Source organism: Halopseudomonas nanhaiensis (assembly GCF_020025155.1).
GTDB classification, from domain to species: Bacteria; Pseudomonadota; Gammaproteobacteria; order Pseudomonadales; family Pseudomonadaceae; genus Halopseudomonas; species Halopseudomonas nanhaiensis.
The window spans coordinates 250,967-277,518 of the sequence record NZ_CP073751.1; the positions used below are offsets into that span (position 1 = coordinate 250,967).

Annotated in this window: 26 protein-coding genes, 1 tRNA gene and 1 pseudogene; 23 read left to right on the top strand and 5 right to left on the bottom strand. The window is 56.2% G+C overall.

The window, feature by feature from the left end:
- Positions 1-285 precede the first annotated feature (285 nt).
- The 9 genes from KEM63_RS01150 (at position 286) to KEM63_RS01190 (ending at position 7,786) form a co-directional block, all read left to right on the top strand.
- Positions 286-1,053 (top strand): ABC transporter ATP-binding protein, encoded by a 768-nt coding sequence (locus KEM63_RS01150; RefSeq protein ID WP_223654177.1) that lies wholly within the window; start codon positions 286-288, stop codon positions 1,051-1,053.
- Between the two features lie 14 nt (positions 1,054-1,067).
- Complete coding sequence (locus tag KEM63_RS01155) at positions 1,068-1,820, top strand: ABC transporter substrate-binding protein (protein ID WP_223654179.1); 753 nt, start codon at positions 1,068-1,070, stop codon at positions 1,818-1,820.
- Positions 1,821-1,864: 44 nt separating this feature from the next.
- Positions 1,865-2,557, top strand: coding sequence for an ABC transporter permease (locus KEM63_RS01160; RefSeq protein ID WP_223654185.1), 693 nt, complete (start codon positions 1,865-1,867; stop codon positions 2,555-2,557).
- Entirely contained in the window at positions 2,554-3,255 is a 702-nt protein-coding gene (locus tag KEM63_RS01165; RefSeq protein WP_223654187.1) for an ABC transporter permease, read from the top strand. The genes KEM63_RS01160 and KEM63_RS01165 overlap by 4 nt, the downstream gene beginning before the upstream one ends.
- 1 nt (position 3,256) lies before the next feature.
- Positions 3,257-4,462 carry a methyltransferase gene (locus KEM63_RS01170; RefSeq protein WP_223654189.1) on the top strand — a complete coding sequence of 402 codons (1,206 nt, stop codon included), beginning with the start codon at positions 3,257-3,259 and terminating at the stop codon, positions 4,460-4,462.
- A gap of 331 nt (positions 4,463-4,793) precedes the next feature.
- Positions 4,794-4,869, top strand: a tRNA-Thr gene (locus KEM63_RS01175).
- A gap of 346 nt (positions 4,870-5,215) precedes the next feature.
- Entirely contained in the window at positions 5,216-5,410 is a 195-nt protein-coding gene (locus KEM63_RS17005; protein WP_223654192.1) for a helix-turn-helix transcriptional regulator, read from the top strand.
- 508 nt (positions 5,411-5,918) lie between these two features.
- Positions 5,919-6,902 (top strand): AAA family ATPase, encoded by a 984-nt coding sequence (locus KEM63_RS01185; protein WP_223654193.1) that lies wholly within the window; start codon positions 5,919-5,921, stop codon positions 6,900-6,902.
- A gap of 23 nt (positions 6,903-6,925) precedes the next feature.
- Positions 6,926-7,786, top strand: coding sequence for a hypothetical protein (locus KEM63_RS01190; protein WP_223654203.1), 861 nt, complete (start codon positions 6,926-6,928; stop codon positions 7,784-7,786).
- On the opposite strand, the gene KEM63_RS01195 is transcribed toward KEM63_RS01190, so the two are convergent.
- Positions 7,779-8,941 (bottom strand): IS3 family transposase gene (locus tag KEM63_RS01195; RefSeq protein WP_223654205.1). Its coding sequence is split into 2 segments (ribosomal slippage): positions 7,779-8,686 and positions 8,686-8,941, totalling 1,164 coding nucleotides; the frame shifts between segments, so codons are not numbered across the junction. The two genes, KEM63_RS01190 and KEM63_RS01195, sit on opposite strands and share 8 nt — an antisense overlap.
- A 119-nt stretch (positions 8,942-9,060) precedes the next feature.
- On the opposite strand from KEM63_RS01195, the gene KEM63_RS01200 reads away from it, so the two are divergent.
- Both KEM63_RS01200 and KEM63_RS01205 read left to right on the top strand, forming a co-directional pair.
- Positions 9,061-9,198, top strand: a complete 138-nt coding sequence (locus tag KEM63_RS01200; protein ID WP_223654207.1) for a hypothetical protein — start codon at positions 9,061-9,063, stop codon at positions 9,196-9,198.
- Positions 9,199-9,549, top strand: a complete 351-nt coding sequence (locus KEM63_RS01205; protein WP_223654209.1) for a histone-like nucleoid-structuring protein, MvaT/MvaU family — start codon at positions 9,199-9,201, stop codon at positions 9,547-9,549.
- Positions 9,550-9,612: 63 nt separating this feature from the next.
- Here KEM63_RS01205 and KEM63_RS01210 read toward each other — a convergent pair whose 3' ends face one another.
- From KEM63_RS01210 to cadR, 4 genes are all read right to left on the bottom strand, one after another.
- Positions 9,613-9,918 (bottom strand): hypothetical protein, encoded by a 306-nt coding sequence (locus KEM63_RS01210; protein WP_223654210.1) that lies wholly within the window; start codon positions 9,916-9,918, stop codon positions 9,613-9,615.
- A 102-nt stretch (positions 9,919-10,020) separates the two neighbouring features.
- Positions 10,021-11,202 (bottom strand): tyrosine-type recombinase/integrase, encoded by a 1,182-nt coding sequence (locus KEM63_RS01215; RefSeq protein ID WP_223654212.1) that lies wholly within the window; start codon positions 11,200-11,202, stop codon positions 10,021-10,023.
- Positions 11,199-11,387 (bottom strand): hypothetical protein, encoded by a 189-nt coding sequence (locus KEM63_RS01220; RefSeq protein WP_223654214.1) that lies wholly within the window; start codon positions 11,385-11,387, stop codon positions 11,199-11,201. The genes KEM63_RS01215 and KEM63_RS01220 overlap by 4 nt, the downstream gene beginning before the upstream one ends.
- Positions 11,388-12,152: 765 nt before the next feature.
- Positions 12,153-12,587, bottom strand: a complete 435-nt coding sequence (gene cadR / locus KEM63_RS01225) for a Cd(II)/Pb(II)-responsive transcriptional regulator (RefSeq protein ID WP_008175821.1) — start codon at positions 12,585-12,587, stop codon at positions 12,153-12,155.
- A gap of 98 nt (positions 12,588-12,685) precedes the next feature.
- Between cadR and KEM63_RS01230 the strand changes: the two genes are divergently transcribed.
- From KEM63_RS01230 to KEM63_RS01285, 12 genes and pseudogenes are all read left to right on the top strand, one after another.
- The gene (locus KEM63_RS01230) at positions 12,686-13,582 is read left to right on the top strand and encodes a cation efflux transmembrane domain-containing protein (RefSeq protein WP_223655915.1); all 897 of its coding nucleotides are present in this window, start codon (positions 12,686-12,688) and stop codon (positions 13,580-13,582) included.
- Between the two features lie 142 nt (positions 13,583-13,724).
- Entirely contained in the window at positions 13,725-14,486 is a 762-nt protein-coding gene (locus tag KEM63_RS01235) for a ZIP family metal transporter (RefSeq protein ID WP_223654217.1), read from the top strand.
- Positions 14,487-14,780: 294 nt separating this feature from the next.
- The gene (gene lnt, locus KEM63_RS01240; RefSeq protein ID WP_009686176.1) at positions 14,781-16,220 is read left to right on the top strand and encodes an apolipoprotein N-acyltransferase; all 1,440 of its coding nucleotides are present in this window, start codon (positions 14,781-14,783) and stop codon (positions 16,218-16,220) included.
- 53 nt (positions 16,221-16,273) lie between these two features.
- Positions 16,274-16,795: a signal peptidase II gene (gene lspA / locus KEM63_RS01245; RefSeq protein ID WP_008930575.1), complete on the top strand. Its 522-nt coding sequence runs from the start codon at positions 16,274-16,276 to the stop codon at positions 16,793-16,795.
- A 128-nt stretch (positions 16,796-16,923) separates the two neighbouring features.
- Positions 16,924-17,734, top strand: a pseudogene (locus KEM63_RS01250) (ISL3 family transposase); the annotation flags it as partial.
- A gap of 297 nt (positions 17,735-18,031) precedes the next feature.
- Positions 18,032-18,283: a hypothetical protein gene (locus KEM63_RS01255; protein ID WP_223654219.1), complete on the top strand. Its 252-nt coding sequence runs from the start codon at positions 18,032-18,034 to the stop codon at positions 18,281-18,283.
- A 126-nt stretch (positions 18,284-18,409) separates the two neighbouring features.
- Positions 18,410-19,084 carry a heavy metal response regulator transcription factor gene (locus KEM63_RS01260; protein ID WP_223654220.1) on the top strand — a complete coding sequence of 225 codons (675 nt, stop codon included), beginning with the start codon at positions 18,410-18,412 and terminating at the stop codon, positions 19,082-19,084.
- Complete coding sequence (locus KEM63_RS01265) at positions 19,081-20,472, top strand: heavy metal sensor histidine kinase (RefSeq protein ID WP_223654223.1); 1,392 nt, start codon at positions 19,081-19,083, stop codon at positions 20,470-20,472. Before KEM63_RS01260 ends, KEM63_RS01265 begins: the two co-directional genes overlap by 4 nt.
- Positions 20,473-20,480: 8 nt before the next feature.
- Positions 20,481-21,878, top strand: a complete 1,398-nt coding sequence (locus KEM63_RS01270; RefSeq protein ID WP_223654225.1) for a TolC family protein — start codon at positions 20,481-20,483, stop codon at positions 21,876-21,878.
- A complete protein-coding gene (locus KEM63_RS01275; protein WP_223654227.1) occupies positions 21,875-22,951 on the top strand; it encodes an efflux RND transporter periplasmic adaptor subunit in 1,077 nt (358 codons plus the stop codon). The genes KEM63_RS01270 and KEM63_RS01275 overlap by 4 nt, the downstream gene beginning before the upstream one ends.
- 14 nt (positions 22,952-22,965) lie before the next feature.
- Entirely contained in the window at positions 22,966-26,067 is a 3,102-nt protein-coding gene (locus KEM63_RS01280) for an efflux RND transporter permease subunit (protein ID WP_223654229.1), read from the top strand.
- A gap of 14 nt (positions 26,068-26,081) precedes the next feature.
- A complete protein-coding gene (locus KEM63_RS01285; RefSeq protein ID WP_150302364.1) occupies positions 26,082-26,423 on the top strand; it encodes a P-II family nitrogen regulator in 342 nt (113 codons plus the stop codon).
- Positions 26,424-26,552: the final 129 nt, after the last annotated feature.

Sequence of the window (26,552 nt, forward strand, 5' to 3'; positions counted from 1 at the left end):
GTATGTGGTTGATGGATCTTGTATTCCGATTGCGGTGCCGCTTTGCTCGCCTCTCCAGCGGCGGGGTAGAAGCGTCGGGACCAGAACCGGTCCGGGAGTTTAGGCTGGAAAGACTTTTGCATGCATATTCGGGAGATGACCCGGCAAGGGTTCTTGGTCATGGCCACCAGCTGTGCTAGTTTTGCCAGCATGACGGATGTATTACACAGGGATTTGCAGGCATTTCCGGGTATCATCCCAGCCTCGTTTATTTAAGTGGCGAAACGCCCTGATGGAAACCGATACGTGACCCCGCCAGCTCTGGAAGTGCGCAACCTGCACAAACGCTATGGCGACCTTGAAGTACTCAAGGGCGTTGATCTTGTTGCCCGCGATGGTGACGTCATTTCGATACTGGGCTCCTCCGGGTCCGGCAAGAGCACGCTGCTGCGTTGCATCAATCTTCTGGAAAACCCTCAGCAGGGTCAGATCCTGGTCGCCGGTGAGGAGCTGAAGCTCAAACCGGGCAGGGGCGGCGAGTTGCAGGCAGCCGACAGCAAGCAGATCAACCGTCTGCGAGCACGTGTCGGCTTTGTGTTCCAAAGCTTCAATCTCTGGCCACACATGAGCATTCTCGACAACATCATCGAAGCGCCGCGCCGGGTGCTCGGCCAGAGCAAGGCGGAGGCGGTCGCCGCTGCGGAAATATTTCTGGAAAAGGTCGGTATTGCAGACAAGCGTGATGCATTCCCTGCGCAACTTTCCGGCGGGCAGCAGCAGCGCGCGGCGATCGCCCGAACGCTGGCCATGCAGCCGCAGGTGATCCTGTTCGACGAGCCGACCTCCGCGCTCGACCCGGAGATGGTGCAGGAAGTTCTCAACGTGATCCGCGCGCTGGCTGAAGAAGGACGGACTATGCTGCTGGTAACGCACGAAATGCGTTTCGCCCGGCAGGTATCCAGCCAGGTGGTATTTCTTCACAAGGGGCAGGTGGAAGAAATTGGTAGTCCCGAGCAGGTGTTCGACCGACCGGTGTCGGAACGCTGCAAGCAGTTCATGTCCAGCCATAGCTAAAGGAGCAGTAACCAATGAAGAGCTACAAGAAGGTTTTGCTGGCTGCCGCCGCAGCCATGTTGTTTCAGGTTCCGGCGATGGCCGAAGAGACGCTGCGCATCGGTACTGAAGGCGCGTACCCTCCCTTCAACCTGATCGACAAGAGTGGTGAGGTGGTCGGTTTCGACATCGATATCGCCAACGCCCTGTGCGAAAAGATGGAAGTCAAGTGCACCGTGGTGACCTCCGATTGGGACGGCATCATTCCGGCTCTGAACACCCGTCGCTTCGACTTTCTAGTTGCGTCGATGTCGATCACCGACGAGCGCAAGCAGGCGGTCGATTTCACCGATCCCTATTACACCAACAAGCTGCAGTTCGTCGCTCCCAAGAAGTCCGATTTCAAGGTTGACGAAGAGAGCCTGAAGGGCAAGACCATTGGCGCGCAGCGCGCTACCATCGCGGGCCAATGGCTGGAAGACAACCTCGGTGACGTGGTTGACGTGCGTTTGTACGACACCCAGGAAAATGCCTATCTGGACATGAACTCCGGCCGCATCGACGGTGTGCTGGCAGACAACTTCGTGCAATACGAGTGGCTGCAGAGCGAATCCGGATCGGACTTTGAGTTCAAGGGTGAGCCTGTTTTCGACAATGACAAGATCGGCATCGCCGTGCGCAAGGGCGACCCCCTTCGCGAGCGCCTGAACGAGGCCCTGGCCGAAATCATCGAAGACGGCACCTACGAAGAGATCAACGCCAAATACTTCCCCTTCAGCATCCGCTGATCTGACTGGCCGGGCCCTACGGGGCCCGGAACGACGCCTCGCCCATGTTCGACTTGCACGGTTTTGGTCCAGCCCTTCTCGAAGGGACCTGGATGACGATTCGTTTGTCCCTCGCCTCGCTGGCGCTGGGTCTGGTGCTGGGCCTGCTTGGCGCCAGTGCGAAAATTTCCAGCAGCCGAGTGCTTCGGGCAACGGGCGGGTTCTACACGTCAGTGGTCCGCGGCGTGCCTGAAACGCTGTGGGTGCTGATGGCCTATTTCGGCACCGTCTCGAGCCTCAATTGGCTGGGTAGTCATTTCGGCAATCCCAATCTTTCTCTCAGCCCCTTCGTCGCCGGTACCGTTGCGCTGGGACTGTGCTTTGGTGCCTACGCCACCGAGGTGTTCCGCGGCGCCCTGCTGTCCATCGCCCTTGGTCAGAAGGAGGCGGGTCTGGCGTTGGGGCTGTCGGGTTTCCGCATCTTCTGGCGCATAACGCTGCCGCAGTTGTGGCGTGTGGCCCTCCCGGGGTTGGGTAATCTGTATCTGATTCTGTTGAAGGATACCGCTCTGGTGTCGCTCATCACCCTCAACGAGCTGATGCGACAGGCGCGAGTTGCGGGTCAGGCGACCCGTGAACCCTTCACCTTCTTCTTTACCGCCGCGCTGATCTATCTGGGTCTGACGGTGATCATCATGGTTGCGCTGCACTGGTTCGAGCGTAAAGCCAATCGCGGGTTTGCGAGGACCGAGCTATGACCTGGGCCGAACGCTGGGAGATGATCGTGCGCTGGTCGCCGCAGCTACTCGAAGGCGCGCTGATGACGCTACAGCTGGTGGGGATCTCGGTGGTACTCGGTCTGATCCTGGCCATCCCGCTGGGGTTGGGACGGGCCTCACGGCACTGGTACATCCAGGCCGTACCCTATAGCTATATCTTCTTTTTCCGAGGCACTCCGCTGCTGTTGCAGCTGTTTCTGGTGTACTACGGGTTATCACAGTTCTCTGCCGTGCGTGAGAGCATGTTCTGGCCCTATCTGCGTGAGCCGTTCTGGTGCGCGCTGATTACCATGACCCTGCATACGGCTGCGTACATCGCCGAGATCCTGCGGGGCGCCATCCAGGCCGTGCCCCCGGGCGAAGTCGAAGCATCCCGAGCGCTCGGCATGTCGCGGCGTCAGGCCCTGCAGTACATCATCCTGCCGCGGGCGGTGCGTATTGCGCTGCCGGCCTACGGCAACGAGGTGATTCTGATGCTCAAGGCCAGCGCGGTGGTGTACATGATCACGCTCATGGACATCATGGGCACGGTACAGACCATCAATTCCCGCACCTATCAATACGAGCTGTTCTATCTGGTAGCTGGCGCCATGTATCTGGTCATCACCCTCGCGTTCACTCAGGTTTTCAAGCAGGTCGAACGCTGGCTTCAGGTTGAGGCCAGCCGCAGGCGCTAAGGTGAATCATGCCGAGCGCTTCGTTCAGCTTGATGAGTGGCTGACGCACCATCAGGCGGTGTGGCGGGCGCGTCCCTTCATTCTGCGGCAACTGCCGTGGGAAAGGCAGTGGCCTGAGCTGGCTGCTGCGCTGCGCTCACGCACCCTGCAGCAGGCGGAAGCAGATCACGGCTCCCCGCATCGGCTGAAGCTGCCAGCACCCTTCGCCGAACTTTCCGCTGCGTCTCGCAAGCTTGCCGATCTGCCAGACTGGTCGCGTGATCCTGTGGCAGTCCCGGACGGGTTGTCCACGCACGTGCCGGGGCGCAAGTGGGAACAAATCTGCCGGTTTGCCGATATCGCCGACTCCAGATTCCGCGCGCCTGCACGGAGCTGGGTGGACTGGTGCGCCGGCAAGGGTCATCTGGGCAGGCTGCTCTCCTGGCGCTCCGGCGCACCGGTACTGTGTCTTGAGCGCAACGAGCAGCTGAACCGCGACGGGATGGTGCTCAGCGCGCAGTGGCGTGTGGATGCAGAGCACGTCGATGCAGACGTGCTGGCGCGCCCGACATGGGACAGACTGTGTTCCGAGCACAGCGTCGTTGCGCTGCATGCCTGCGGAGATCTTCACACCACGTTGCTGGTGAGAGGCGTCGCGGCGGGGAGCAGCCAACTCGCGGTGTCGCCGTGCTGCTACAACCGCATTGCTGCGCTGCAGTACCGGCCGCTGTCTGACGCTGCTCGCGCCTCGAGCCTTTCCCTGAGTCGCGAAGACCTCGGCTTGCCACTTCAGCAGACGGTCACTGCCGGGCGGCGGGTCCGCCAGTTGCGAGACCGCTCGATGGCTTGGCGCCTGGCCTTTGATCACTGGCAGCGGGAAGCACGAGGGATTGATGAGTATCTGCCGACACCTTCCCGGCCAGAGAGCGCGCTCTCCTTTGGCATGCCTGGCTTCTGTCGTGATCTGGCCGCGCATCACGGCCTGGCTTTGCCAGAACCCGATAACTGGGCAGAGCTCGAAGCATGCGGCTGGCGCAGGCTGGCCGAGACGCGGAATCTCGAACTGGTTCAGGCGCTGTTTCGACGCCCGCTGGAGATATGGTTGATGCTGGATCGAGCCCTGTTTCTCGAGGAACAGGGGTACCGCGTCGAGCTCGGCCAGTTCTGTCCCGACGCGCTCACGCCGCGAAACCTGCTTCTGCTGGCCGAGCACGTTCCTAACAGCTGATCACCACCCTGTGAACGGGTTGCTAACAGACTTATCCACAGGAATTCGCGGGCGGTGTTATCCACGCTGCCTGTGCATAACAATGTGGAAGAGTTATTGGTAGATTGCGTTGAACCCCGTGTGACGCGGGTTGGCGCGAATCGATCAAGAAGTGACCGCTGTGAATGACTTTGTAAACAAGGGGTTGGGCCTGCTTCGTAAGGTGACGCTCGAAAAACAATTCACAAGTGAGCGTGTGCCGCATCGGCTTGCTGCCGGAACGGAATATTTTGTTCATTACGCGGCGCTTCGGGGTTTACAGGCCGCCCAGCACCGATATAATGCAACCCGCGCCGGTATAGCTCAGCTGGTAGAGCAACTGACTTGTAATCAGTAGGTCCCGGGTTCGACTCCTGGTGCCGGCACCAAGCAAAACAACGACTTAGGCTCGCTTAACAGGCGGGCCTTTTTCGTCTCTGGGGTTTGAGTACCACTTTTGGTACCACTTCTGATCTTTGGGGTCGTTCGTCCCGCTCTTTCTCCCTGCTCACCGAGTCAGTGAAATTGAAGCTTAAATCGTGCCGATTTACGGCTTCCTCTCGCCGATTTTTGAGGAATGATATCTGTCGTCCCACGAATAAGGATTAACGATATGGCGGTAACGCAGGCACATCCGAACGAGCGGCTTGGTCGGACGCTCATCAGCACTACGGCGCCACATGAGAAGCCTCCTTCAAAGAGTCATCATGACGGCGTGGTGAGGAGGAAGCGCTCATGAATCGAGCCGCAGGAGAAATTTTAAAGACTACGGACGAAATATGCGCTGTTCTCCGCATCAGTAGACAAACATTATGGAGGCTCACAAAAGAGAATCCCGCTCTCCCAGGGCGATATGTAGTTGGTCGTACCACTCGGTGGTCGGAGAGTCAGCTCCTAGCATGGCTGGGAGAGCAAGAAACTCGGCATTGAAACGGCGCTTCGCCCGGGGATGGAGATACGTACTGGGACTAGGAATACAAATCGTCCGAAAGCTCAGCTTCTCGTCCCTGGCTGGCGCAAGGCTCGCTGCACTTGACGATTTACCGCATCTACGGGAGTTCCGTGCGAGCGTTACGGAGAGGTGGGTATCGAGGGTCCTTAGCCAACGGGCCCGTCCCTTGCCGGTGCAAGTTCGTCCCAGTAGGCCTCTTTCGGCCAGAAGCGGCCTTTCATAGACGTTTTTGCAGCTAATACAGTGGCGGTACTGTCTAAAAATCCAAGGGTGATTTTGGGGGCAGAGAAGCAGCTCGACGGAATTTTCAAAAAGGCGTTTAAGGGGGCTGAGATTTCCATTAGTCTACGCTGTCATGCCAGCTCCCATGTGTCTGCGGTTACCGTCATGGGGCCTTGATTATTGAAGCAGGTTTCAGGTTGATTAGCCGCGGTACATTTGTTCCGAGTTAGATAGTCGAAAGTATCAAACTATGGGTGGTGAAGGATGGCGAACGGTAAAATTCTTCGGCAGCTGTTCAGGGCAGGAACCGCAGGGGACGCAGAAGCATTTCGCCTCGCATCAAAAGCTGTCATCGAAGAAGAACGACAAAAACAGCACCACCTTCTCGCTAATGATCTTGAGCAGATTCTTTACGGCGGTGACCGAAACTTCCGTTCCACCAATATGCCACGCGTGCACTACGATGTTCCGGTAGATAAAGAGCGCGGCCTACCACTACTGGATGTCATAGCTCCCAAACGTTCACTCGATGAGGTGATTTTGCCTCCGAGCAGTTCTGCTGCTCTTGAGGAAATTCTCGAGGAAAACAGACGTGCCGATGTCTTGCGGAGTTACGGGATGAAACCTGCTGGCAAGATCATATTCTTTGGCCCCCCTGGCTGCGGGAAGACCTTGGCTGCGGAGGTTGTGGCCTTCGAACTAGATCGGCCGCTGGCGATTGTTCGCTTGGATGCATTGGTCTCCTCTTTCTTGGGGGAGACTGCCGCAAACCTTCGGAAGGTTTTCGATTTCATCGCCCTTCATCCCTTTGTGGTCCTGTTTGATGAGTTCGACGCTATCGGCAAAGAGCGGGACAGCAGCAGTGATCATGGCGAACTGCGTCGAGTGGTAAACGCTGTGCTTCAGATGATGGACTCATACGAAGGTAGCAGCTTGATTCTTGCGGCTACAAATCATGAAAAGATCCTCGATTCGGCGATCTGGAGACGATTCGATGATTCCATCGAATTCCCACTTCCAGATGAAAAACAGCTAAAAGAGATTTTGCATCTGAAGCTGCGAGGCATCCGTCGTCAATTTGAGATTGACGACAAAGAAGTATTGAAGGAATTTACGGGTAAGAGCGGAGCGGACGTCGAACGTGTAATACGCCGTGCCGCAAAACGGATGATCCTGCGGGAGCAAGAGTTCCTGACCATCAAGGAGCTGAAAAACGCCCTTCTTAGAGAAGATCTCAGGAAATCCTAATACCAGCTTTCAGGGACGAAGCATTGGCTACCTACAAACACCTGAACATTGCGCGTGAGGTACTGGACAACCAGCGCCGCACCAAAAATCCTCCCCGTTTCGTGACCCGTGGAGATCCCCGCGGGCATGGCCAGAAGCTCAACGGTTACTTCGCTACAGCTGAAGGTCAAGCTAGGAAGCAAATCGGCTCCTCAGCGAGTTCCCCCTATGTCCTCAAGCTGAAGTACGATGGCGCCCTTACGTTCGATAAACTGTCACATCATGGGTTGGAATTCATCAGCCAAGAAGGCAAGCAGCTCTGTGTGGTTTTTGCAACGGAGGCTGGCTTGTCCATTTTCGCCGACCACCTGAAAAAGCTTGGTGTTTTGGATTCCAGCTTGACCTACCGCCAGATCTTAGAGGCTATCGAGGGTATCGAGGCGTGGTCGGCAGAGGATCGTAAGAGCTGGGCGCTCAAGAACATCGGCCTCCCCAATACTCCAAACTTCAAGCTTGACGTCGAACTCTGGCCTGTTGACGTGGCGAACCACCCGAACCGCATCCGGCTCACTACCGCATTCGAAGGTTGGCTTGAAAGCCAGAAGATCCGCAGGCTCGACAAGGTCAATTTGGATAGCTTGCTACTGTATCGGGTTGAGGTGACTTCGGGCCAGGCGCAACTGTTGTTGGATCATCGCGATGTGCGGCTAGTGGACCTGCTTCCTGCTACGGGTATTAGCATCCGCCAGCTAAATCGCGACATCAATGAGCTTCCCCGAAACATTCCTTCTCCACCTACCGATGCAGCTCGGATTTGTATCTTGGACAGCGGTATCAATGGGAACCACCCCCTGTTGAAGCCAGCCATAGCAGAGAGCGCCTCCTTCATTGTAGTGGTCAACTGATACCGGACAGTGGATTAAGGTTTTCTTCTGTCCTGGCAGGTGCCAGCCCACCGTTGTATGTATGTGGCCGCAGCCAGTTGTAACGCGTCATCAGGTAGTAGCTGATATCCCGCTGTGCTTCGTTCAAGGTGGTGTAGCCAGTGGCTGGCACCCATTCTGATTTCAGGCTTCTGAACAGCCGCTCCATAGGAGCGTTGTCCCAGCAGTTGCCCCTTCGGCTCATGCTTTGACTCATGCGGTAGCGCCACAACCGCTGTCTGAAGTTGCGGCTGACATACTGGCTGCCCTGGTCGGAATGGAACATCACGTTCTGCGGCCGGCCTCGCTGTTCATAAGCCATATCCAATGCCTTTGTAACCAGCTCTGCATTGGGTTGACTCGACAGCGCCCAGCCCACAACCCGACGGCTGAACAGATCCAAAACGACGGCAAGGTAATACCAGCGACCCTGAGCCCAGATATAGGTAATGTCCCCGCACCAGACTTGGTTAGGCGCCGGCACAGCAAAGTCTCTGTTCAGGTGATTCGGTATGTCCAGCCGCTCGATAGTGGCTGATTTGTAGGCGTGTCGTCCCGGCTGCTTGGATACCAACCCCAAGCTGCGCATGACGCTCCGGACCTTGAAACGACCAATTCGATAGCCATCTTCGCGCATCAAACCTACGATGGTTCGGCTACCGGCGGAGCTTCGGCTCTCGTTAAATAGCTGATTTATCTTGCTCCGCAGTGCGACTTTCTCAGGGTCAATATGCTTCCGGCGACGCCGCGCATCGTAGTAACTGGATCGGGAGATACCGAACGCTTCACAGACCAGTTCAACAGGCTCGTGCTCACTTAACCGGTCTATCAGCGCGAACGATCGAGCTCGTCCGCCATCAAGAGAGCTGTAGCCTTTTTTAGTATCGCTTTCTCCCGTTCAAGCCGATTGATTCGGGCTTCGAGCTCTTGAATCTTCTGCTGTTCCGGAGTCAGCGCTTTGCTCTTGGGCGTACCGCCATCACGTTCGATTCGTAACTGGTCGACCCACCGGCGTAGCGCCGTTTCACCAATTCCTAGCGACCTGCTTGCCTCACCGACCGAGTAGCCCTGGTCTAAAACCAGCAATGCTGCATCATGCTTGAACTCGGTGGAAAACGTACGACGTTGTCTTGTCATGGAACACCTCAGCGATGGTGGTAATTTACCACCCATTTCGGTGTCCGGGATTAGTAGACCACTACAAGATAGGCGAGAAGAGATCCCGCCCGCTGAACACAGCCCAGGAGGGCAGAATCATGGACATCAAGAGCAAGCTTTATGGTCTGCGTATCCCAGAGCCTATCAAGTGGGCCGCCGTCATTTGGATCGGATACACCGCAACCAACGTCGCCCTCATGGCGCTTGGGTACCTTAAAGAACCAACGGGAATGTAAATGACAGACCTAGTAGCGCTTCGCGCACTGCAACGAGAGTTTGCCGCGTTAGAAGAAAGGAAGCTGAAGCTTCAGGCGAATGAAAAGCTGCAAGCTGAGCTGGAATTCGAGGAGAAGCTTTTCGCTCTGATTGCTGAGTTTGGGTATAGCAAGCGAAAGGTAGTGGAGATGCTTAACCCGCCTGACACTACCGTACAAGCCGGCAATGCTCGAAAGCCGCGCGAGGAAAAGACCTATCGCAACCCGAATTCCGGCGAAACGGTCGTTACCAAGGGTGCGAACCACAGAACGTTGAACCAATGGCGTGAAAGCTACGGTGCTGCGACCGTTGCAAGTTGGATCGTAAGCTGAGGATGGGTAGAGCTGTTGGTTGCCCGGCAAGCAGGCCGGGCGCCAGAGAGTTGCTTGGGCTGATCAGCGCAGCTTGTTGAAGTTGATGATGCGATCCAGGTACGCACCCTTCTTTACGTGGTAAACCACGGCATTGTAGAAACCGCGAATAGCGGGATACGCCTCGTAGTCGCTTTCATCCAAAAAACGAAACGATCCAACTAGATTGCGCCTCGAAGTATAAACGCAGCGCATGGGCTTGCTCCTATCGGCAAGCGTCGAGGCGATCGCGGCTTTCTGAGACTCAACCTGAGCGCAGCGTGAGCTGATCTTGGCAAGAATCTCATTCTGGTAGGGGGCGGCGTCTTCCGCCAGTTGGCTCAGGTCCATTTTAAATACCCCGAATAATGGCGTCAAAAAACTGTGGGCGGGATGCTAGCACGATAGTTCCCGCAATCAGACCGAAACAGGACGCATTTCGTCGGTTACTAACTAGGCAGCGATTGCCAGTCTAGCGCGCACATATTCGGCCCATTCAGACATCAGCAAACGACGCTTTTCGAGCTGGTCTCCGCGGCTATATGCGGCCTCGGTTCGGCCGGCGAGGGTGTGTGCCAGGCAAAGCTCGCAAACCTCTCTCGGGTAGTGTGTTTCCTCGCCCGCCCACGTGCGGAAGGCCGATCTGAACCCGTGTACTACATAGTCGGCCACACCCAGCGATCGCATTAGCCTACCTGCGGCATTTAATGCGATTGGATGACTGGAGGAGCGTGCGCTTGGAAAGACATATGTGTCGCTCAAGCCTTTTTGTTGCTCAAGGACTGAAACCATCGCATCGGTGACCGGCAGGCGAAACGCCTTCCGGTTCTTCATCCGCTCCCCGGGCAGCGTCCATACTTGCTGTTCGAGATCGATCTCCTCCCAGCGCGCGTGCAGCACTTCATTCGTACGCAGAGCCGTCAGGATGATCAGCTCCAAGGCCCGCGCTGCGTTCCCATCCACAGCATCAAGCGATCGCACGAACGCGGGTATGTCCGCGTAGGGCATTGCCTTCATTGGCCTGACAGTCGGCTTGCGTCTGGGTAGCAGCTTGTCCAGGTGGCCGCGCCATCGAGCTGGGTTCTCGCTCGATCGGAGTTGCCGGGCCCGGGAGGCATCCAGTATGAGCTCAATTCGATTGCGCAGACGCTCGGCCGTCACAGGCTTCGTATGCCAGATAGGGAGGAGGGTATCCACTACCTCATCGGTGGTGATGTCGCTGACCGGGCATTTTCCCAGCCGAAGAAAGACATGGCGATCGAGGCTGTTGCGCCACTGCTGTGCGTGCCGCGCGGACCAGGCGGGGGAGTGGGCCTTGATGTAGCGCAAGGCCTCTGCCCTGAATGTGTCGCGGCGACTGCGCTGGGCTTCGCTGCGTAGCTGGGCCTGTTGATCCAGGGGGTCATTGCCTTGGCTGACAACCAGGCGATTCTTATCTGCCTCGGTTCGCGCGTCCTTCAGCGAGACGGCCGGGAACACGCCAAGCCCCATGTCCCGCCGCCGGCCGTTGAGCTGGTACCGAAGCACCCAGTATTTCCCGCCTGAGGCCGTGACGTTCAGCATCAGCCCGCGTCCGTCCTGATATGTACCTGGGCGGGAGACAGACTTTACGAACTGCTGGGTGAGTTTGCTCACTGCGCGCCCTTGTTTGTGTCAGCCGGCCGGGCAAGTCGCATCGCGTAGCTGTCGTCAACCGTGCGATCGATCTCCTGGTTAAACGCTTCGACGATCAAGGCCAAAGCGGCGTCGGATACATCGCGGGGAATGCGGTGCCACACGGTAGACAGGATATTGCGCCCCTCACTTTCATAGTTGGCCATCAGGATGCCGGCGAAGTCAGAATCGGCCCCGGAAGTAACGTGTGCATGGGACTCCATTTGCCAACAACGGTATCGTACCGCTTAAAGGTGACGGCAGCGAATGGCATATATAGAGAGGTCCATTGAGGACTGGCCAAGTGTAGACTGTGGCTGAATGCAAGCGGTGTCGGGGGCTCATAGCGTTCACCTAAGCGGTTTGGAGGCAATGGTAGTCTCACATCACTTCCATAGAACCCAACTGAAGTCAGCGCGGTATCCGCCCCACCTAGAAGCCACCCGCCGGCCGGCTTGGAAGAGCATCAATTCAGGGTAACCCGGAGCCGTGCTGGGTGCCGCTCCGCTAGAGTTCTTTTCACGCGCCGCAAACAGAGCGAAGCGCTCGATGTGGTGAGACTAGCTCTTACCTTAGCCACGAGCCCACCGGCATACTCACGCTCTATCCTTCCTACGAGTAGTTCAAGGTTTTCGCCTTCGTTTCGCCAGGACCAAGCTGAAGCGCAGTGTGAGCTCAACGAGCGAGACCGCCCATATTGAGCGAGCGAGCAACCTTTTCTGGGTATCCGGATTTTTTGGTTGATTGGCTCATATCATGATGACGGAACCAACCATCAGCTCAGCGGATTACCTGGTTGATGACGACTCTTCTTCACGGCCCCTGCAAGTTTGCAGCAACGCCCAGGTTCGCATGCCGAGATACGCAGTGAGGCTTCGCGATCAACACACCATGCATTCACAATGTCACTGCAAGGTCCGGCATGTCTCTGCTCAGTCCTTACGGCCTGAGCTAGCCCTATACAGCTGTTGTTTGCTCTCCTCGCTGATCCCCGTCAGGATGCCGCAGGCATTGATCTCCCGACCCTCGTTGCAACTCGCCCTCAGTGAAACGAGTTGTTGCTCAAGCGCTTGCAGAGCAGTTATCTGCGACCGCACATGAGAGATGTGGTCATCGAGCATGGCGTTGACGGCGGTACAGGGCTGGCGAGGGTCGTCCTGATAGCTCTGTAGCTCGCGAATCTCTGTCAGTGACAGGTCCAGAATTCGGCAGCGGCGGATAAAGGCAAGCCACTCGCCATGCTTCTCGGTATAGACACGGTAACCATTCTCCTGCCGTTCTGGCGGCGGCAACAGGCCCTGCTGCTCATAGAAGCGGATCGTCTGCGTGTCGATACCCGCTATCTGGGCTAACTGACCAATGCGCATCAGGCTTACTCCTCAACGGATCATCTGTCCCATTGACCTTATAGTAGCTATATAGTTTTTAATACTAGCAATCTATGTTGGTTAACTGGAGCCGTATCGTGAGTAAAGCCTGTGGTGGCCCATGTAGCTGCGATGCAACGCCTGCAGCGGATACCGATATGCCGGTCTCCTCCGAAGCGTCAGGGGAATGGGTCAGCGTGTATGCTGTGCCGAAGATGGATTGTCCCTCAGAAGAACGGATGATCCGCTTGGCGCTGAACGGCTTTGATGAGATTCGAACGCTGTCCTTCGACTTGTCGAACCGCCGATTGGAGGTCGTGCATGACGGCGAGGCTGAGCCCATTACCGCGAAACTGGCGACCTTGGGGCTAGGCGCCTCTCTTCAGGAAACCGTCATTGCCGACCCAAAGACGATCAAGGCCGCTGAGAGCTCGGCAGTCTCTGCTACGCAGGAGTCAGGCACTCTGCGCGTGTTGCTCGGTATCAATGCGATCATGTTCGTGGTGGAAATGACTGCTGGCCTGATCGCCCAGTCTACCGGCCTGATCGCTGATTCCCTGGATATGTTTGCCGATGCAGCCGTCTATGGCCTGGCTCTCTATGCCGTAGGGCGCAGTGCGAAAATGCAGGTACGTGCCGCGCATCTGGCAGGGGTACTGCAACTGATTTTGGCTATCGGCGTACTCGTCGAGGTGGTGCGACGCTTTGTTTTCGGTAGTGAGCCTGAATCGCTGATGATGATGGCGATCGCCTTCGTCGCGTTGATCGCCAATACCGGTTGCCTGCTGTTGATATCCAAGCACCGCGAAGGCGGCGCGCATATGAAGGCAAGCTGGATATTCTCGGCCAATGATGTGGTGATCAACATGGGCGTCATCGCCGCCGGTGCCTTGGTCGCCTGGACGGGGTCCAGCTACCCTGACCTGATTATCGGTACCATCGTGGGCCTGATCGTCCTCAACGGCGCTCGGCGCATCCTGGCGCTCAAGGGGTGAGGCTGCACGGTACGCAGCTATCGATGCCTGGGACACTTGATCGAAGTGGCTGTACAAGCGCGCTAGGCCTGAACGACAGCATATAGCGCGAAGGCTCGGAGCCAGCAAGGTAGCGTATCTAGGAATCAACCAAGGAAGGAAGATGATGGATAGTATCTGGCTGGTACTCGGCCTGGCGCTGTTGCCCGCCTTAGGCAATTTTAGTGGTGGGCTCGCTGCGGAGGCCTCCCGAACTACCGGGCGCCGTCTCAATTACGCCCTTCACGGCGCTGCCGGCCTCGTCATTGCGGTGGTGGCGGTTGAAATCATGCCGCGCGTGCTAGAGAACCTCTCAGCCTGGGTAATCGCCCTCGCTTTCGCGCTGGGCGGCATTGCTTACGTAGGTATCGAGAAGCTCGTTGAGAGTCTCCAGAAGCGACAAGGCCAGCAGGGAGAAGGCGGTCAGACGAGTGTCTGGATGATCTATATCGCCGTATCCATCGACCTGTTCAGCGATGGCCTCCTGATCGGGGCGGGGTCGGCGGTCTCACCGTCGGTCGCGATAATCCTGGCGGCGGGTCAGGTTCTCGCCGATGTTCCTGAGGGCTTTGCGACGATCGCCACCATGAAAGATAAAAGAATCCCTCGTAGCAAGCGGATACTGCTCTCTGCTTCCTTCGCGATTCCTGTGCTCTCGGCAGCCGTCTTTGCTTACTTCGTACTCAGGAACCAGCCGGAGGCATTTAAGCTAGCGGCACTGACGTTCACGGCAGGCCTTCTCACGGTCGCTGCCATCGAAGATATGGTCTCCGAGGCTCACGAGAGCGGTGACGATACGCACATCTCACCGCTGGCTTTCATAGGCGGCTTCGTCCTGTTCGTTCTGGTATCAGCGGGCTTGGAAGGGGTGGTATCGCAAAGCTAACGTACTGCTCCCCAACACAGCCACTGTCGTGCTGGCCGAATACGAAGCAGCTCCCAGCTTACGGCGCACCTAGTCGAGTCCAGAAACATTCACTTTGCCACCCTGGCCAGCCGGCCGAATGAATTGACGCAGCTTGATTAAGCGGAGCAAGAAAGCATGAGCCACAGGGTTGATCCTGGATTCGGAGGCGAGAGAGCATTGGGTGATAAGTGCGCGCTACCCTCTAGCCTATACACGGGCGTGCGCTATAAGCCGCTTCTGACAGGGGGGATGGCTCTACTTGCTGGAGGCGCCATGCCGCTTGCCTTTGCCCCTGTGGGCTGGGCATGGCTTGCGGTGATCGCTCTGGCAACATTTTTTGTCCTGACCGCGCAGTCTTCAAGGCGTCAGGCGCTGTGGTCGGCCTACCTCTTTGGCCTTGGCTACTTCGGCGTGGGTGTCTCCTGGGTCTTTATCAGCATTAGCCAGTACGGCAATGGCCCCGTGGTGGCGGTGTTAGTCACGGCGGCCTTTGTCTCGCTGCTCGCCCTCTTTCCATGGGGCGTCGCGTACCTCGTGCGCTGCCTGCGCCCTGAGATGGATGCAATGGCACTCTGGCTAGGGCTACCTGCGGCATGGGTGCTGAGTGAATGGATGCGCACCTGGTTCTTGACCGGCTTTCCCTGGCTCTTCATTGGCTACAGCCAGACCGACACCACACTTGCCACTATCGCTCCCGTCTTTGGCGTGCTTGGCGTGAGTTTACTGGTGGCACTTCTCGCTGGCGGGCTTGCCTGGGTTGTCCAGGGGCCAAGCCTGCGCCGTGCTGCGGTAGTCGGTGCCGTGTTAGTCGCTACCCTCGCCGGCTTGCAACTGCTGGATCGTGAATGGACGCAGCCAGCCGCTGACCCGATCGATGTCGTCCTCTTGCAAGGAAACATCGCGCAAGACAAGAAATGGGACCCGAGATACCGGGACATCACACTTGAGCGCTATCAGGCGCTTACCGCGCAGCATCTCGGAGCCGATATCGTGATCTGGCCAGAAGCGGCAATCCCGATGTGGCATGACCAGGCCAAAGCATATCTTGCTGAGCTTGAGGCGTTAGCCGATCAGGCAGGCACATCGTTAATGATTGGCGTCCCGGTACGCGAGGCGGAGGGCCGTACCTACAACGCCGTGGTAAGCCTCTCCGATCCCTCAGGCTTCTACTACAAACGCCACCTGGTGCCCTTCGGTGAATATGTTCCGTTTCGGGATCTTTTGGGGTCGGCCCTCGACGTGCTCGGGGCGCCCATGTCCGACTTCACACCGGGACGGGAAGCGCACGTCCTGAATGCAGCAGGGGTGCCCGTAGGGGCACTCATCTGCTACGAGGCGGTCTTTGGTGCCGAAGTCACTGAGCTTCTGCCCGAAGCGCAGTTACTGGTGAATGTCAGCAACGATGCCTGGTTCGGCAGCTCGCTCGGCCCCCTCCAGCATTTCCAGATGGCACGCATGCGTGCCATCGAAACCGGACGTGACCTTCTTCGAGCCACGAACACCGGTATCACAGCAGCCATCAATCATGAGGGCAAAGTGCTCAAGCGTGCTCCGCAGTTCGAAGTGGCCACCCTCAGCGCCGAAGTGACACCGCGAACTGGCGCGCCCCCTTATGTGCGCTGGCGGGATTGGCCTGTCCTTGGCCTGACCGCACTCGGACTCGGCCTGCTCCTGCTCCGTCGAATTCGTCGGCATCATCGGTTGGGTACATGACGCTTGTTATTTAGCAGCGAGCAAATTCTAGATTGGGTCAGGAGGAAGGGGATATGTCTACTTATGGCAGTCGGCTCGCAGAGAAAGCCCACGAGCCGGGAAAGGCGATGCGCTGGCTGTGGCTCTCGCTCCTGTTACTGTTTGTCGATCAGGCGAGCAAGTACCTTGCCAGCACCATGCTAGCGCATGGTGAAAGCGTGCCTGCCGCACCCTTCTTCAATTGGGTCCACCGCCACAATACGGGGGCGGCCTTCAGCTTTCTCGCGGATGTCGGCGGTTGGCAGCAGCCGCTTTTCATCGGACTGGCCCTGGTTATCTCGATATTACTGGTGTACTGGCTTTGGCGTTCACCACGCGTACTGAGTTATCGGCTCGCCCTCAGTGCGATCCTCGGCGGCGCGTTGGGCAATGTCGCAGATCGCTTGCGGTTAGGCTACGTAGAGGATTTTCTCGATTTTCACTATGCCCAGTGGCACTGGCCATCGTTCAACCTAGCGGACGTATGGATCTTCCTCGGTGTCGCCCTCTTTATTTGGGCGGAAATACGACATCAACCAGGCAGCCGCCGCCGCTGAATCGCCTAGCGTCTTCGCTATCGCATGCTTGACTTCCGGAATAGGCGCGTCCTGGGCCTTGATAAGGCGGCACGCCTTCATGAGCCAGCTGTACGTTCCTGATGCACGACTGCTGCCAAGGGCTCTGCTGCATCCTAACCAATCTGGAAGAGCGCACCCTGCTGGACCTGCTACCCGGTCGTCAGCAAGAGAGGGTGACAAGACGCCTCATGAGCATGGCCAACCGCCACCAGGTCGAGATCGTCAGCATGGACATGTGGAAGCCCTACCGCCGCGCCTTCCAGACGGTGCTGCCACAGGCCCGTATCGTGGTCGATAAGTTCCACGTCGTGCGCATGGCCAACGAGGCCTTAGAGAAGATCCGCAAAGGCCTAAGGAAGGAGTTGAAGCCCAATCAGCGCCGGACCCTCAAAGGTGACCGGAAAATCCTGCTGAAGCGCGCTCACGACGTTTCAGACCGCGAACGGCTCATCATGGAGACCTGGACAGGAGCATTCCCCCCAGCTCTTGGCGGCTTACGAGCACAAGGAGCGCTTCTACCATATCTGGGACTGTACCAATCGGCGTGGTGCCGAACAGGCTCTCGCCACCTGGATTGACAACATCCCTCAGGGGCAGAAGGAGGTTTGGAAGGATCTCGTCAGCGCCGTCAGTGGCTGGCGTGAAGAGATGCTGACCTACTTTGAGACCGACATCCCGATCACCAACGCTTTCACGTAGTCGATAAACCGCCTAGCCAAGGACAAAAACCGTGATGGCCGGGGCTATTCGTTCGAGGTAATGCGAGCCCGGATGCTCTATACCACCAAGCACAAGAAGAAGGCGCCACAAGTCAAGGAATCCCCGTTTCTGGGCAGAGCCACCATGACCTACAACATGGGACTCCCCGAGCCTGAGAAGAACTTCGGTGTCGATCTATCAACCTTCTGGAAGGACTAAGGGTTGGATGGGGCTGGAAGGCCCATCAACCACTTAATCCGGATACCCCCTTTTCTTTGGCTGACCTCGGTGACCAGGAGCTCAAAACGTGCTAGGTTTGCCAACCTCCTCAACCCCTCAAACGGTGCGACGCCTCGGAAATGCAGGTGCTTTGTGATAACGAGCCTCTGGATAAAACAGAACCGGAACGTACCCTCCAATACGCAACATGACAAGATTGTCATTCTCGGTTAACCCTCCTGTCAGGCTGGATCAGGATAATCAAGCCAATTCCAACCGTGCCGCGTCGAGGACACCATGAACTTCAAAAGAATGATGATCGCATCCAGTATGGCACTCGCCTTGATTGGGATTAGCTCTACAGTCCAGGCCGAAGACGGAAGCCTGAGGCTGAGAACTATGCTGGCCGACCGCGACGTATCCACGGTCACCGATACCAATGAACCCGTGGCCAAAGCTGGGCAACGTAAGAAACTTATCATGAACTATGACGAGCTGTTCTTAAAGAAGACGAAGAAAGCGGAAAAGAACGACGACAAAGACAGCTGATGCGCGGTTTCATCTCTTGAAGTAACTGTACTCCTTCAACAAGAGATGTTCTGGGCGCCTGACGGCGCCCTTTTTTTGATGCTGCGTATCACTTTCTTCAAGATTGCATGACACACGGGTACAGCGATGCGAGTGCTGATCATAGAGGACGAGATTAAGACTGCTGAGTATTTGCAGCAGGGTCTCAGTGAGTGCGGATACACCGTTGACTATGCGTTGACTGGGACGGATGGCATTCATTTATTCAGAAATCAGAAATATGCGCTAGTGTTGCTAGACGTCAACCTTCCTGAAAAAGACGGGTGGTCAATCTTGCAGGAGATCCGGCTCGGCAGCGATACCCGAGTGATCATGTTGACGGCGAGCGGTCGGCTATCCAACAAGGTTAAAGGCTTAGATCTCGGCGCAGATGACTACCTGGTTAAACCCTTCGAGTTTCCAGAGCTCGTGGCCAGGATAAGATCCGTGCTAAGACGAAGTGAAAAGATTACAGAAACCGAGGCTCTAAAGATTGCCGATCTGGAGATCGATTCCGCAAGGCACTGCGTTTATAGGGCTGGGAACCGCATCGACTTGACCACAAAAGAGTTTTCCCTCTTACAACTTTTGATGCGAAATGTTGGTGTAGTGATGACTCGCACGCAAATAATTTCGCTAGTTTGGGATATAAATTTTGATTGCGACACAAATGTCGTTGACGTTTCCATCCGACGGCTACGTGCAAAAATAGACGAACCCTTTGAGAAAAAGCTCATTCATACATTGCGTGGTGTTGGGTATCTTCTTGAGGATCGAGGATGATCAAACCGCTGAGCTTGTCATTGAGAATTGGCCTGTCAATAAGCCTCTTAGGATCAGTTTTGGTCATTCTTATGTTCAGCCAGTCCTGGATAATGCTACACGGTCAACTGGAAAATCTGGCCGACGCCAGGCTTAAGCAAAAGCTCGATCAGCTAGTACATACCATAGGAGATTCTACACCTTCATCTCTTTCGAGACTGGAGTCGCATGCTTTGGCTGACTTGGTAACTGGTCATCCAGATCTCGGGTTGCTCGCTTGCAACGCGAGCGATCCAGGGCAACTTGTTTTCAGTATTGGCACTATTCCTCTTCAGGTCATGGGAAATGGTGCTTGCTCCCATAATCTGGCGACTTATCGGGATCGGCTGCAAGATGCGGGAATCAGTGTGCAGGTCCGATCTGCCACTCTTAAGGTCGGCGAAACCGGTGAGGAAGTGTCTCTGGTTCTATTGAGAAACCGATCTGACGACGCCGAACTGCTCGATGCATTTCGTGACTCTACGCTGCTGATTCTGCCGATCTTTCTTATGATTATTGGCTTAGGGGCAGGTTGGATCGCGCGACGTGGTTTGGCTCCGCTAGACAGGTTCAAAAAGCTTGCCGAAATTGTCCACACCCATGATTTGAAAAACCGTATATCACCAACCGGGCTTCCCAGAGAGCTTGTAGAGCTGGCTTCGAGTATCAACGTCATGCTCGATAGACTCGAAAGCGGAGTGCAGCAGTTGTCCGAATTTTCCGACGACCTAGCACACGAGTTGCGATCGCCGATTACCAATCTAATGGGCAAAGCACAGGTAGCCCTTTCACGTGAAAGAACGTCTGTACAGTATAAGGAAACTCTCGAATCGTGCGTGGAAGAGCTTGAACGGATAACCCGTATCGTCTCCGACATGCTCTATCTGGCGCAAACGCTCCAAGTCGAAACAGCTGATCTCTCCGAAGAAATTCATCTTGCTCATGAAGCGCAGCATGTCGTTAATCTCTTTAGCGTAATGGCAGAAGATAAGGACATTATGCTAACCGTTCAGGGAGAAGGCGTTATTTTGGGCAATAAACTGATGGTTCAGAGAGCCATTTCCAACCTGCTCTCAAATGCCATTAGACATGCGTCGCCATGTACCAATATACCAATAAGCATATCAAGCGAAGGCCGGTCGATCGTGGTGTCGGTCACGAACATTGGGCCTGGTATACCCGAAGAGCATTTGGATTCAGTGTTTAAGCGATTCTACCGGGTCGACAGAGGGCGCTCGCGTGACGAAGGGGGGACAGGTTTAGGTCTTTCCATCGTTCGCTTAATCATGAAAAGCCATCAAGGCTGCGTTACTGCTGAGTCTAGCGAAGCTGGTCCTACGACATTCAAATTATGGTTCAACTTAACTTGAGGTGGCTTATGCGCGCTCTTATCTGCACGCGCCTGCGTCTGGCCCGATGGCCGTACCGTGCCGGTTTTCTTTTAGCCGTCGGCGTTTTGTTCGGTTGGTCTGGTCCTGGTTGGGCAACCGATAAGGAAATGGTGATTTTGACTTTCTCCGAGACGCTCGCCCGTGTCTTGCAGTCCAGCCCGGAACTGGCAGCTTATCCCTATGAGATCCGGGCCGCCGAAGCAAAAACATTACAGGCAGGCGTTCGACCCAATCCGGTTGTGTCGGTTGAGGTGGAAAATGTTTTTGGCAGCGGTGCAATGTCTGGCATCGAAGCAGTGGAAACCACACTGGCTTTGAGCCAGGTCATCGAGATGGGTAATAAGCGCAGCTTGCGTCAAGACGTTAGTAGCTGGCAGCGCCAGTTAGTCGAGCGAGACTACGAGCTGGCTCGGCTTGATGTTCTGGCCGCCGCTGCCAGTCGCTATCTGGAGGTTGCGCAAGCGCAGCGATTGCTTGATTTTTCGAAGCAGGCCATTGAATGGACTTTGTCAGCTCAAGCTGTTGCCAAGAGACGTTTCGAGGCCGGTAGCGCAAGCAGGGCCGAGCTTGGTCGCGCACGGACCGATGCGATGCGGGCGGCGCTAGAAGTTAGCAACCTCGAGGTACGGTTGGCCAATGCCAAGCGTCGTCTGGCAAGCTTATGGGGCGGGGGCGAGCCAGACTATTCGGTCGTGAGTGCCGAATTGTTTTCCCTGACAAAAATACCTGATTTCACGAGCGTTCGTGCGCAGCTCGATCAGGCGCCGCAGCTACAACGATTTCTCAGTCAGAGCAGGTTACGGCAGGCCCAGCTGGACCTCGCCGTCGCAAGTGGCCGGCAAGATGTCGAGTTGGGCGCCGGATTCAAACACGCGCGGGAAACCAACGATATAGGGATGGTACTGCAGTTCTCCATGCCAATCGGGGTGAATGACAAGAATCGTGGAAACATTCAGGCCGCCCGCGAGGACCTTGCGAGGCTCGACTTGGAAGAGCAAGCGACGCGGGTAGAAATCTTCGCGGAGCTGCACAGCGCATATGCTCAACTGGAACAGAGTCGTCATCAAGTCACGGTACTGCTTGATGAAATGCTGCCCGAAGCACGAGAGACGTTCGAGTTAATACAAAAAGGGTACGAAGTCGGACGTTTTTCCTATCTGGAACTCGTGCAAGCCCGACAGCAAGTTCTGGCGATCGAGAACGATGCGGTTGTGGCTGCCACCGGCTTTCACCAAATCCTCATCACGCTTGAGTCCTTGACCGGCCAGCCTCTGACGCGCAGCGGACACACCGGTGCGGGAGATACCGTCGGCGTGTCCGCCAGGTACCGTCTGCCCTACCTAGCTGAAGATGCCGAGCAAATGAGACAGGGAGAATCACCATGAACAAACACTTGCTTCTAACTGGAAGCTTGCTCCTTGCTGCGCTGCCTGCCCATGCGGCGGCCGGTGCAACAATGCAGAACGAAGCCGCTCACGTAGAGGAAGGCGCTTCGCATGAACATCGGACTGAAGAACAGAGCGCTGAAACCGAGCATCTTGACCACGCACATGGAGCAGCAGGGGTTCACCATTCTCAGGAAGAAGAGACAGAACATGACGGTCACGCTGAAGAAGGACATGAAGACAGCGAAGAAGCCGATCTGACCCTGAGTGTAGGTCTGCTACGTGAGTTTGGCGGCGAAATAGCTGTGGCGGATGCGGGTGTCATTCGACAGCAAGTGTCATTGCCAGGGGAGGTTCAGCTGAACAAGGAAGCCGTTGCGCATATCAGCCCACGTTTCGATGCGAAGATCGTGGAGGTTCGGGCAAAAACAGGTGACAAAGTCAACGCTGGTCAAACCCTTGCCGTGGCGGAGAGCTCTGAAACGCTTGCTCGATTCAACCTTCAGTCGCTGATCGACGGGATAGTAATCAATCGAGACGTTACATTGGGAGAGCATCTGTCTCCAAGCGACACCGCTTTTGTAGTCGCAGACATGTCGACGCTCTGGGCTGATATCGCGCTCTATCCTCGGCAGGTGCCTTTGGTGCAGGTTGGCCAGCCGGTGCGGCTGAGTACCAGCTATGGCCCGGAGCCGGTCGAGGCCCGCATAGACTATGTGGCTCCGTCGGTCGACGAACGTACGCGCACAGGTCTCGCTCGGGTTTTCCTGCCCAATGAGCGCCTCGCTTGGAAACCTGGCATGTTCATTCAAAGCGACATCGCCATCGGCGAGCACGAGGTAGATGTTGCCGTCCCGGAGAGTGCAATCATCGACCTAGAAGGTCAGCCAACCATTTTCGTACAAGAAGGCGAGCGATGGGAGCCTCGGCCCGTCGAACTCGGTCGCAGTGATGGGCGGATGGCGGAAGTTTTAAGCGGACTGGTTTCCGGACAGACGTACGTAGTGAAGGGCGGTTTTGTGCTCAAGGCACAACTGCAAAAGAATGAATTCGATTCCGGTCACAACCACTAGTCCAGGGGAGCCGTATGCAAAGCATCATCCGTTTTGCGCTGGGCAACCGGCTATTGGTCATCGTGTTAGCGCTGGCCACGCTAGTTGGCGGCTACTTCGCCTACCGCACCCTTCCGGTCGACGCCTACCCCGACATATCGCCGGCTTTGGTCCAGGTGTTCGTGGAAACCGAGGGACTGGCACCAGAGGAAGTTGAGAAATACGTCACCTACCCGATTGAAAGCGCGATGAATGGACTGCCGAAGCTTGACCATGTGCGCTCAATTTCCAATTTCGGTCTGTCAGTGGTCAACATTTATTTTGAGGAGGGAACGGACATCTATTTCGCTCGGCAATTGGTGGGCGAAAGACTACAGAATGCGAGTGAGTCCATCCCTCGTGGCTTCGGAGACCCCGTTATGGGGCCAATAACGACAGGATTGGGACAGATCCTGTTCTACGTGCTCGAAGACACCAGCGGTCGATACAGTACCACCGAGCTGCGCGAAATTCAGGACTGGATCGTCAAGTTCAATCTACAGACCGTCAAAGGTGTTACGGAAGTTCTTTCAATTGGCGGTGAGGTGAAGCAGTTCCAGGTGAACGTGGACCCGAGCGCCTTGCTGCGTTACGACATTAGCCTGCCGGAAATCAAAGAGCGCATTGAAGCCAATAATGCCAATGCCGGCGCTCAGTTTATCGTTAAGAATGATGAAGAATACATTGTGCGCTCGGTGGGTCTCGCGACTGACCTGGATTCCTTGCGCAATATTGTCATTAAGACCATCAATGGGACCCCCATTTATCTTCACCAACTTGGCGACCTGAAGATTGGTGGAGAAATTCGCCGGGGCGTCACCACCAAGGACGGCAATGGCGAGGTTGTTGTCGGCATGGTGCTCAAGCTGATCGGTAGCAACACCTCCCAAGTGATCAGTTCGGTCAAGCAAGAGCTGGCTACAATCAATGCCAACCTGCCTTCAGGGGTGGTGGTTCAGCCTTATTACGACCAGGCCACCCTGGTGAAAGCAGCGGTTACCACGGTGATCAACGCGCTATTGCAGGGGATAATTCTGGTGGCTCTGGTGCTGCTGGCCTTTATGGGCGGCCTCAGACCCAGCCTGGTTGTAGCGCTCTCCATTCCGTTTTCGGTTGGCTTCACGTTTATTGCGATGAAAGTTTTCGGGATCTCCGCGAACTTGATGTCGCTCGGTGGGCTTGCCATCGCTATTGGAATGATGGTGGATGGCGCAGTTGTGGTAGTGGAAAACGTGGATCGCATGTTGCGCGAAGCTCAGCCTGACGAGTCGCGGCTGCATATTGTGATGCGCGCATGTCACTCGGTCGCACGGCCTATCCTGTTTGCTATCAGCATTATCATTGTTGTTTTCCTGCCCCTATTCACTCTGCAGGGCGTAGAGGGCGCAACGTTCAAACCGCTGGCCTATACAGTGGCAGTGGCGATGTTTGGATCGCTAATATTTGCGTTGATGATCGCACCGGTTGCCGCCTCTTTGTTGATGAGGGCGCCAAAGATTCGCGAGGACAGGCCCCGCAAGGATATCGTTGGCTTTTTGCTCAAAGGCTACGAGCCACTTATTGAGGCCGTGGTCGCTCGTCGCTGGATTGCGTTGCTGCTGGCAGTGGTCGTTCTGGCTGTGGGCACCGCTGTAGCCCCGCGCTTGGGTTCCGAGTTCGTGCCGCGCCTGAATGAGGGCGATTTGCTGATCCGTGCCACCATGGCGCCTTCGATCTCACTGGAAAAGGCTGAGACCACCATCACCGTTTTCGAGCGACAACTGATGGAGGATTTCCCAGAAGTAACGCAGGTTGTCTCCCGTATTGGCCGGGGTGAGGTGGGTGCGCATGCCGATCCAGTAAACAACGCCGAAATATTCGTTTCTCTCAAGCCGCAAGAACAATGGGTAAGTGCAACTACGCTGGACGGTCTCTACGCTGCAATGAGCGAGAGGTTTGAAAGCTTCCCCGGCGCCAAGTTTAACTTCACGCAACCTATCGCTGCGGCAGTAGATGAGCTGCTCACGGGGACCAAGGCCGAGCTGGCGGCCAAACTGTTTGGCGATGACCTAGACATTCTTGTCGAAAAGGCGCAAGAGATCGAACAGGTAATGCGCACAGTGCGTGGAGCTCAGGATGTTCAACGCGACCAGATCGGCGGTACACCGCAGTTGCGTATCACTTTGGATCGGGCCGCGATTGCCCGTTATGGACTCAACGTGAACGATGTTCACGATACGTTGAGCGTGGCCGTGGGTGGCAGCGAAGCCGGGCAGGTATTTGAGGGTATTCGCCGCTTTGACATCTATGTGCGTCTCAAGCAAGAGGCACGGAACAAGGCCGAAGTGATCCGGCAGCTAATCCTCGAAAACGCTGCTGGCCAGCGGATCCCTTTGGAGGAGCTGGCAAGTATCGAAGAGGTGGTTGGTCCGCGGCAGATCACCCGTGAAAACAATCAGCGCTTCATCACCATTCAGACCAACGTACGTGATCGGGACATTGGTTCCTTTGTTGCCGAAGCCGACGCCGCTATCGCTCAGCAGGTCGACCTACCGCCAGGTTATTTTCTCAAATGGGGAGGGCAGTTCGAGCTTCAGCAACAAGCCAACAAGCGTTTGATGATCGTGGTGCCAATCACCCTAACGCTCGTATTCATCATGCTCTATGCAAACTTTGGTTCACTGCGCAACGCTGCCCTGATCATGCTGAATATTCCGCTGGCTCTTGTCGGCGGAATCGTGGGCCTCTGGCTGACAGGGCAAAGCCTGTCGGTACCGGCGTCAATCGGCTTCATTGCGTTGTTTGGCATAGCGTTAGAGAACGGCTTGGTGCTGGTTAGCTCTCTCAACGAGCTGGTAAGGGATGGCGTTTCGGTCGCTCAAGCCAGCGTTCGCGCAGCATGTGCTCGATTGCGGGCGGTGCTGATGACCGCAGTGACTACGGCGCTCGGGCTGTTTCCGCTACTGTTCGCTAGCGGTACCGGAAGCGAAGTACAGCGGCCCCTGGCAACCGTCGTGGTTGGTGGGCTAGTGACAGCTACAATTCTTACTCTGCTTGTTATTCCCGCTCTTTACCAATGGTTCGCTGATGATCCGGCTGACCTCCATGAAAAAGGTTGAATGGAGACAACGTCGTGCAAGAGATAAAGGCTTACATAAAGAGCCATAAGCTCGAAGCGGTAACCCTGGCACTGCATCGGGTTAGTGGTATCAGCGGTATGAGCGTCTCCGACGTGCGCGGCTTTGGGCGTAGCAAGGCCCATCCCAGGGTGGGTCATCCAATTGATGGCACGGCAGATCTCGTTAATCACGTAAAGATTGAGATCGTCTGCCAGGACCAATACGTGGACGAGGTGATTCAAGTGCTAAAAGCGGTGGCTCATACCGGATTGCGGGGGGACGGGCGTATCTTCGTCAGTGATGTTCGACGGGCGATTCGGATACAGGACGGTTCCGAGGACGACACTGTGTCGTGATACGTGGCGTTGAGGATAATGCCGGCGATTTGAAAACGCGCGTGGCAATCCGCCAGGTTATCGTTCGTGCGCTGGCTGAACAGCTAACGATCCTCGGGGAATCGCCTGAAGCAATTTGATTGAAGAAAT

Coding starts and splice junctions, on each gene's coding strand:
- KEM63_RS01160 (WP_223654185.1), top strand. CDS start 1,865: ATGTTCGACTTGCACGGTTTTGGTCCAGCCCTTCTCGAAGGGACCTGG.
- cadR (WP_008175821.1), bottom strand. CDS start 12,587: ATGCGCATTGGTCAGTTAGCCCAGATAGCGGGTATCGACACGCAGACG.
- KEM63_RS17005 (WP_223654192.1), top strand. CDS start 5,216: ATGAATCGAGCCGCAGGAGAAATTTTAAAGACTACGGACGAAATATGC.
- KEM63_RS01280 (WP_223654229.1), top strand. CDS start 22,966: ATGCAAAGCATCATCCGTTTTGCGCTGGGCAACCGGCTATTGGTCATC.
- KEM63_RS01260 (WP_223654220.1), top strand. CDS start 18,410: ATGCGAGTGCTGATCATAGAGGACGAGATTAAGACTGCTGAGTATTTG.
- KEM63_RS01155 (WP_223654179.1), top strand. CDS start 1,068: ATGAAGAGCTACAAGAAGGTTTTGCTGGCTGCCGCCGCAGCCATGTTG.
- KEM63_RS01220 (WP_223654214.1), bottom strand. CDS start 11,387: ATGGCCAACTATGAAAGTGAGGGGCGCAATATCCTGTCTACCGTGTGG.
- KEM63_RS01210 (WP_223654210.1), bottom strand. CDS start 9,918: ATGGACCTGAGCCAACTGGCGGAAGACGCCGCCCCCTACCAGAATGAG.
- KEM63_RS01185 (WP_223654193.1), top strand. CDS start 5,919: ATGGCGAACGGTAAAATTCTTCGGCAGCTGTTCAGGGCAGGAACCGCA.
- KEM63_RS01200 (WP_223654207.1), top strand. CDS start 9,061: ATGGACATCAAGAGCAAGCTTTATGGTCTGCGTATCCCAGAGCCTATC.
- lnt (WP_009686176.1), top strand. CDS start 14,781: ATGCCGCTTGCCTTTGCCCCTGTGGGCTGGGCATGGCTTGCGGTGATC.
- lspA (WP_008930575.1), top strand. CDS start 16,274: ATGTCTACTTATGGCAGTCGGCTCGCAGAGAAAGCCCACGAGCCGGGA.
- KEM63_RS01205 (WP_223654209.1), top strand. CDS start 9,199: ATGACAGACCTAGTAGCGCTTCGCGCACTGCAACGAGAGTTTGCCGCG.
- KEM63_RS01270 (WP_223654225.1), top strand. CDS start 20,481: ATGCGCGCTCTTATCTGCACGCGCCTGCGTCTGGCCCGATGGCCGTAC.
- KEM63_RS01275 (WP_223654227.1), top strand. CDS start 21,875: ATGAACAAACACTTGCTTCTAACTGGAAGCTTGCTCCTTGCTGCGCTG.
- KEM63_RS01255 (WP_223654219.1), top strand. CDS start 18,032: ATGAACTTCAAAAGAATGATGATCGCATCCAGTATGGCACTCGCCTTG.
- KEM63_RS01265 (WP_223654223.1), top strand. CDS start 19,081: ATGATCAAACCGCTGAGCTTGTCATTGAGAATTGGCCTGTCAATAAGC.
- KEM63_RS01165 (WP_223654187.1), top strand. CDS start 2,554: ATGACCTGGGCCGAACGCTGGGAGATGATCGTGCGCTGGTCGCCGCAG.
- KEM63_RS01235 (WP_223654217.1), top strand. CDS start 13,725: ATGATGGATAGTATCTGGCTGGTACTCGGCCTGGCGCTGTTGCCCGCC.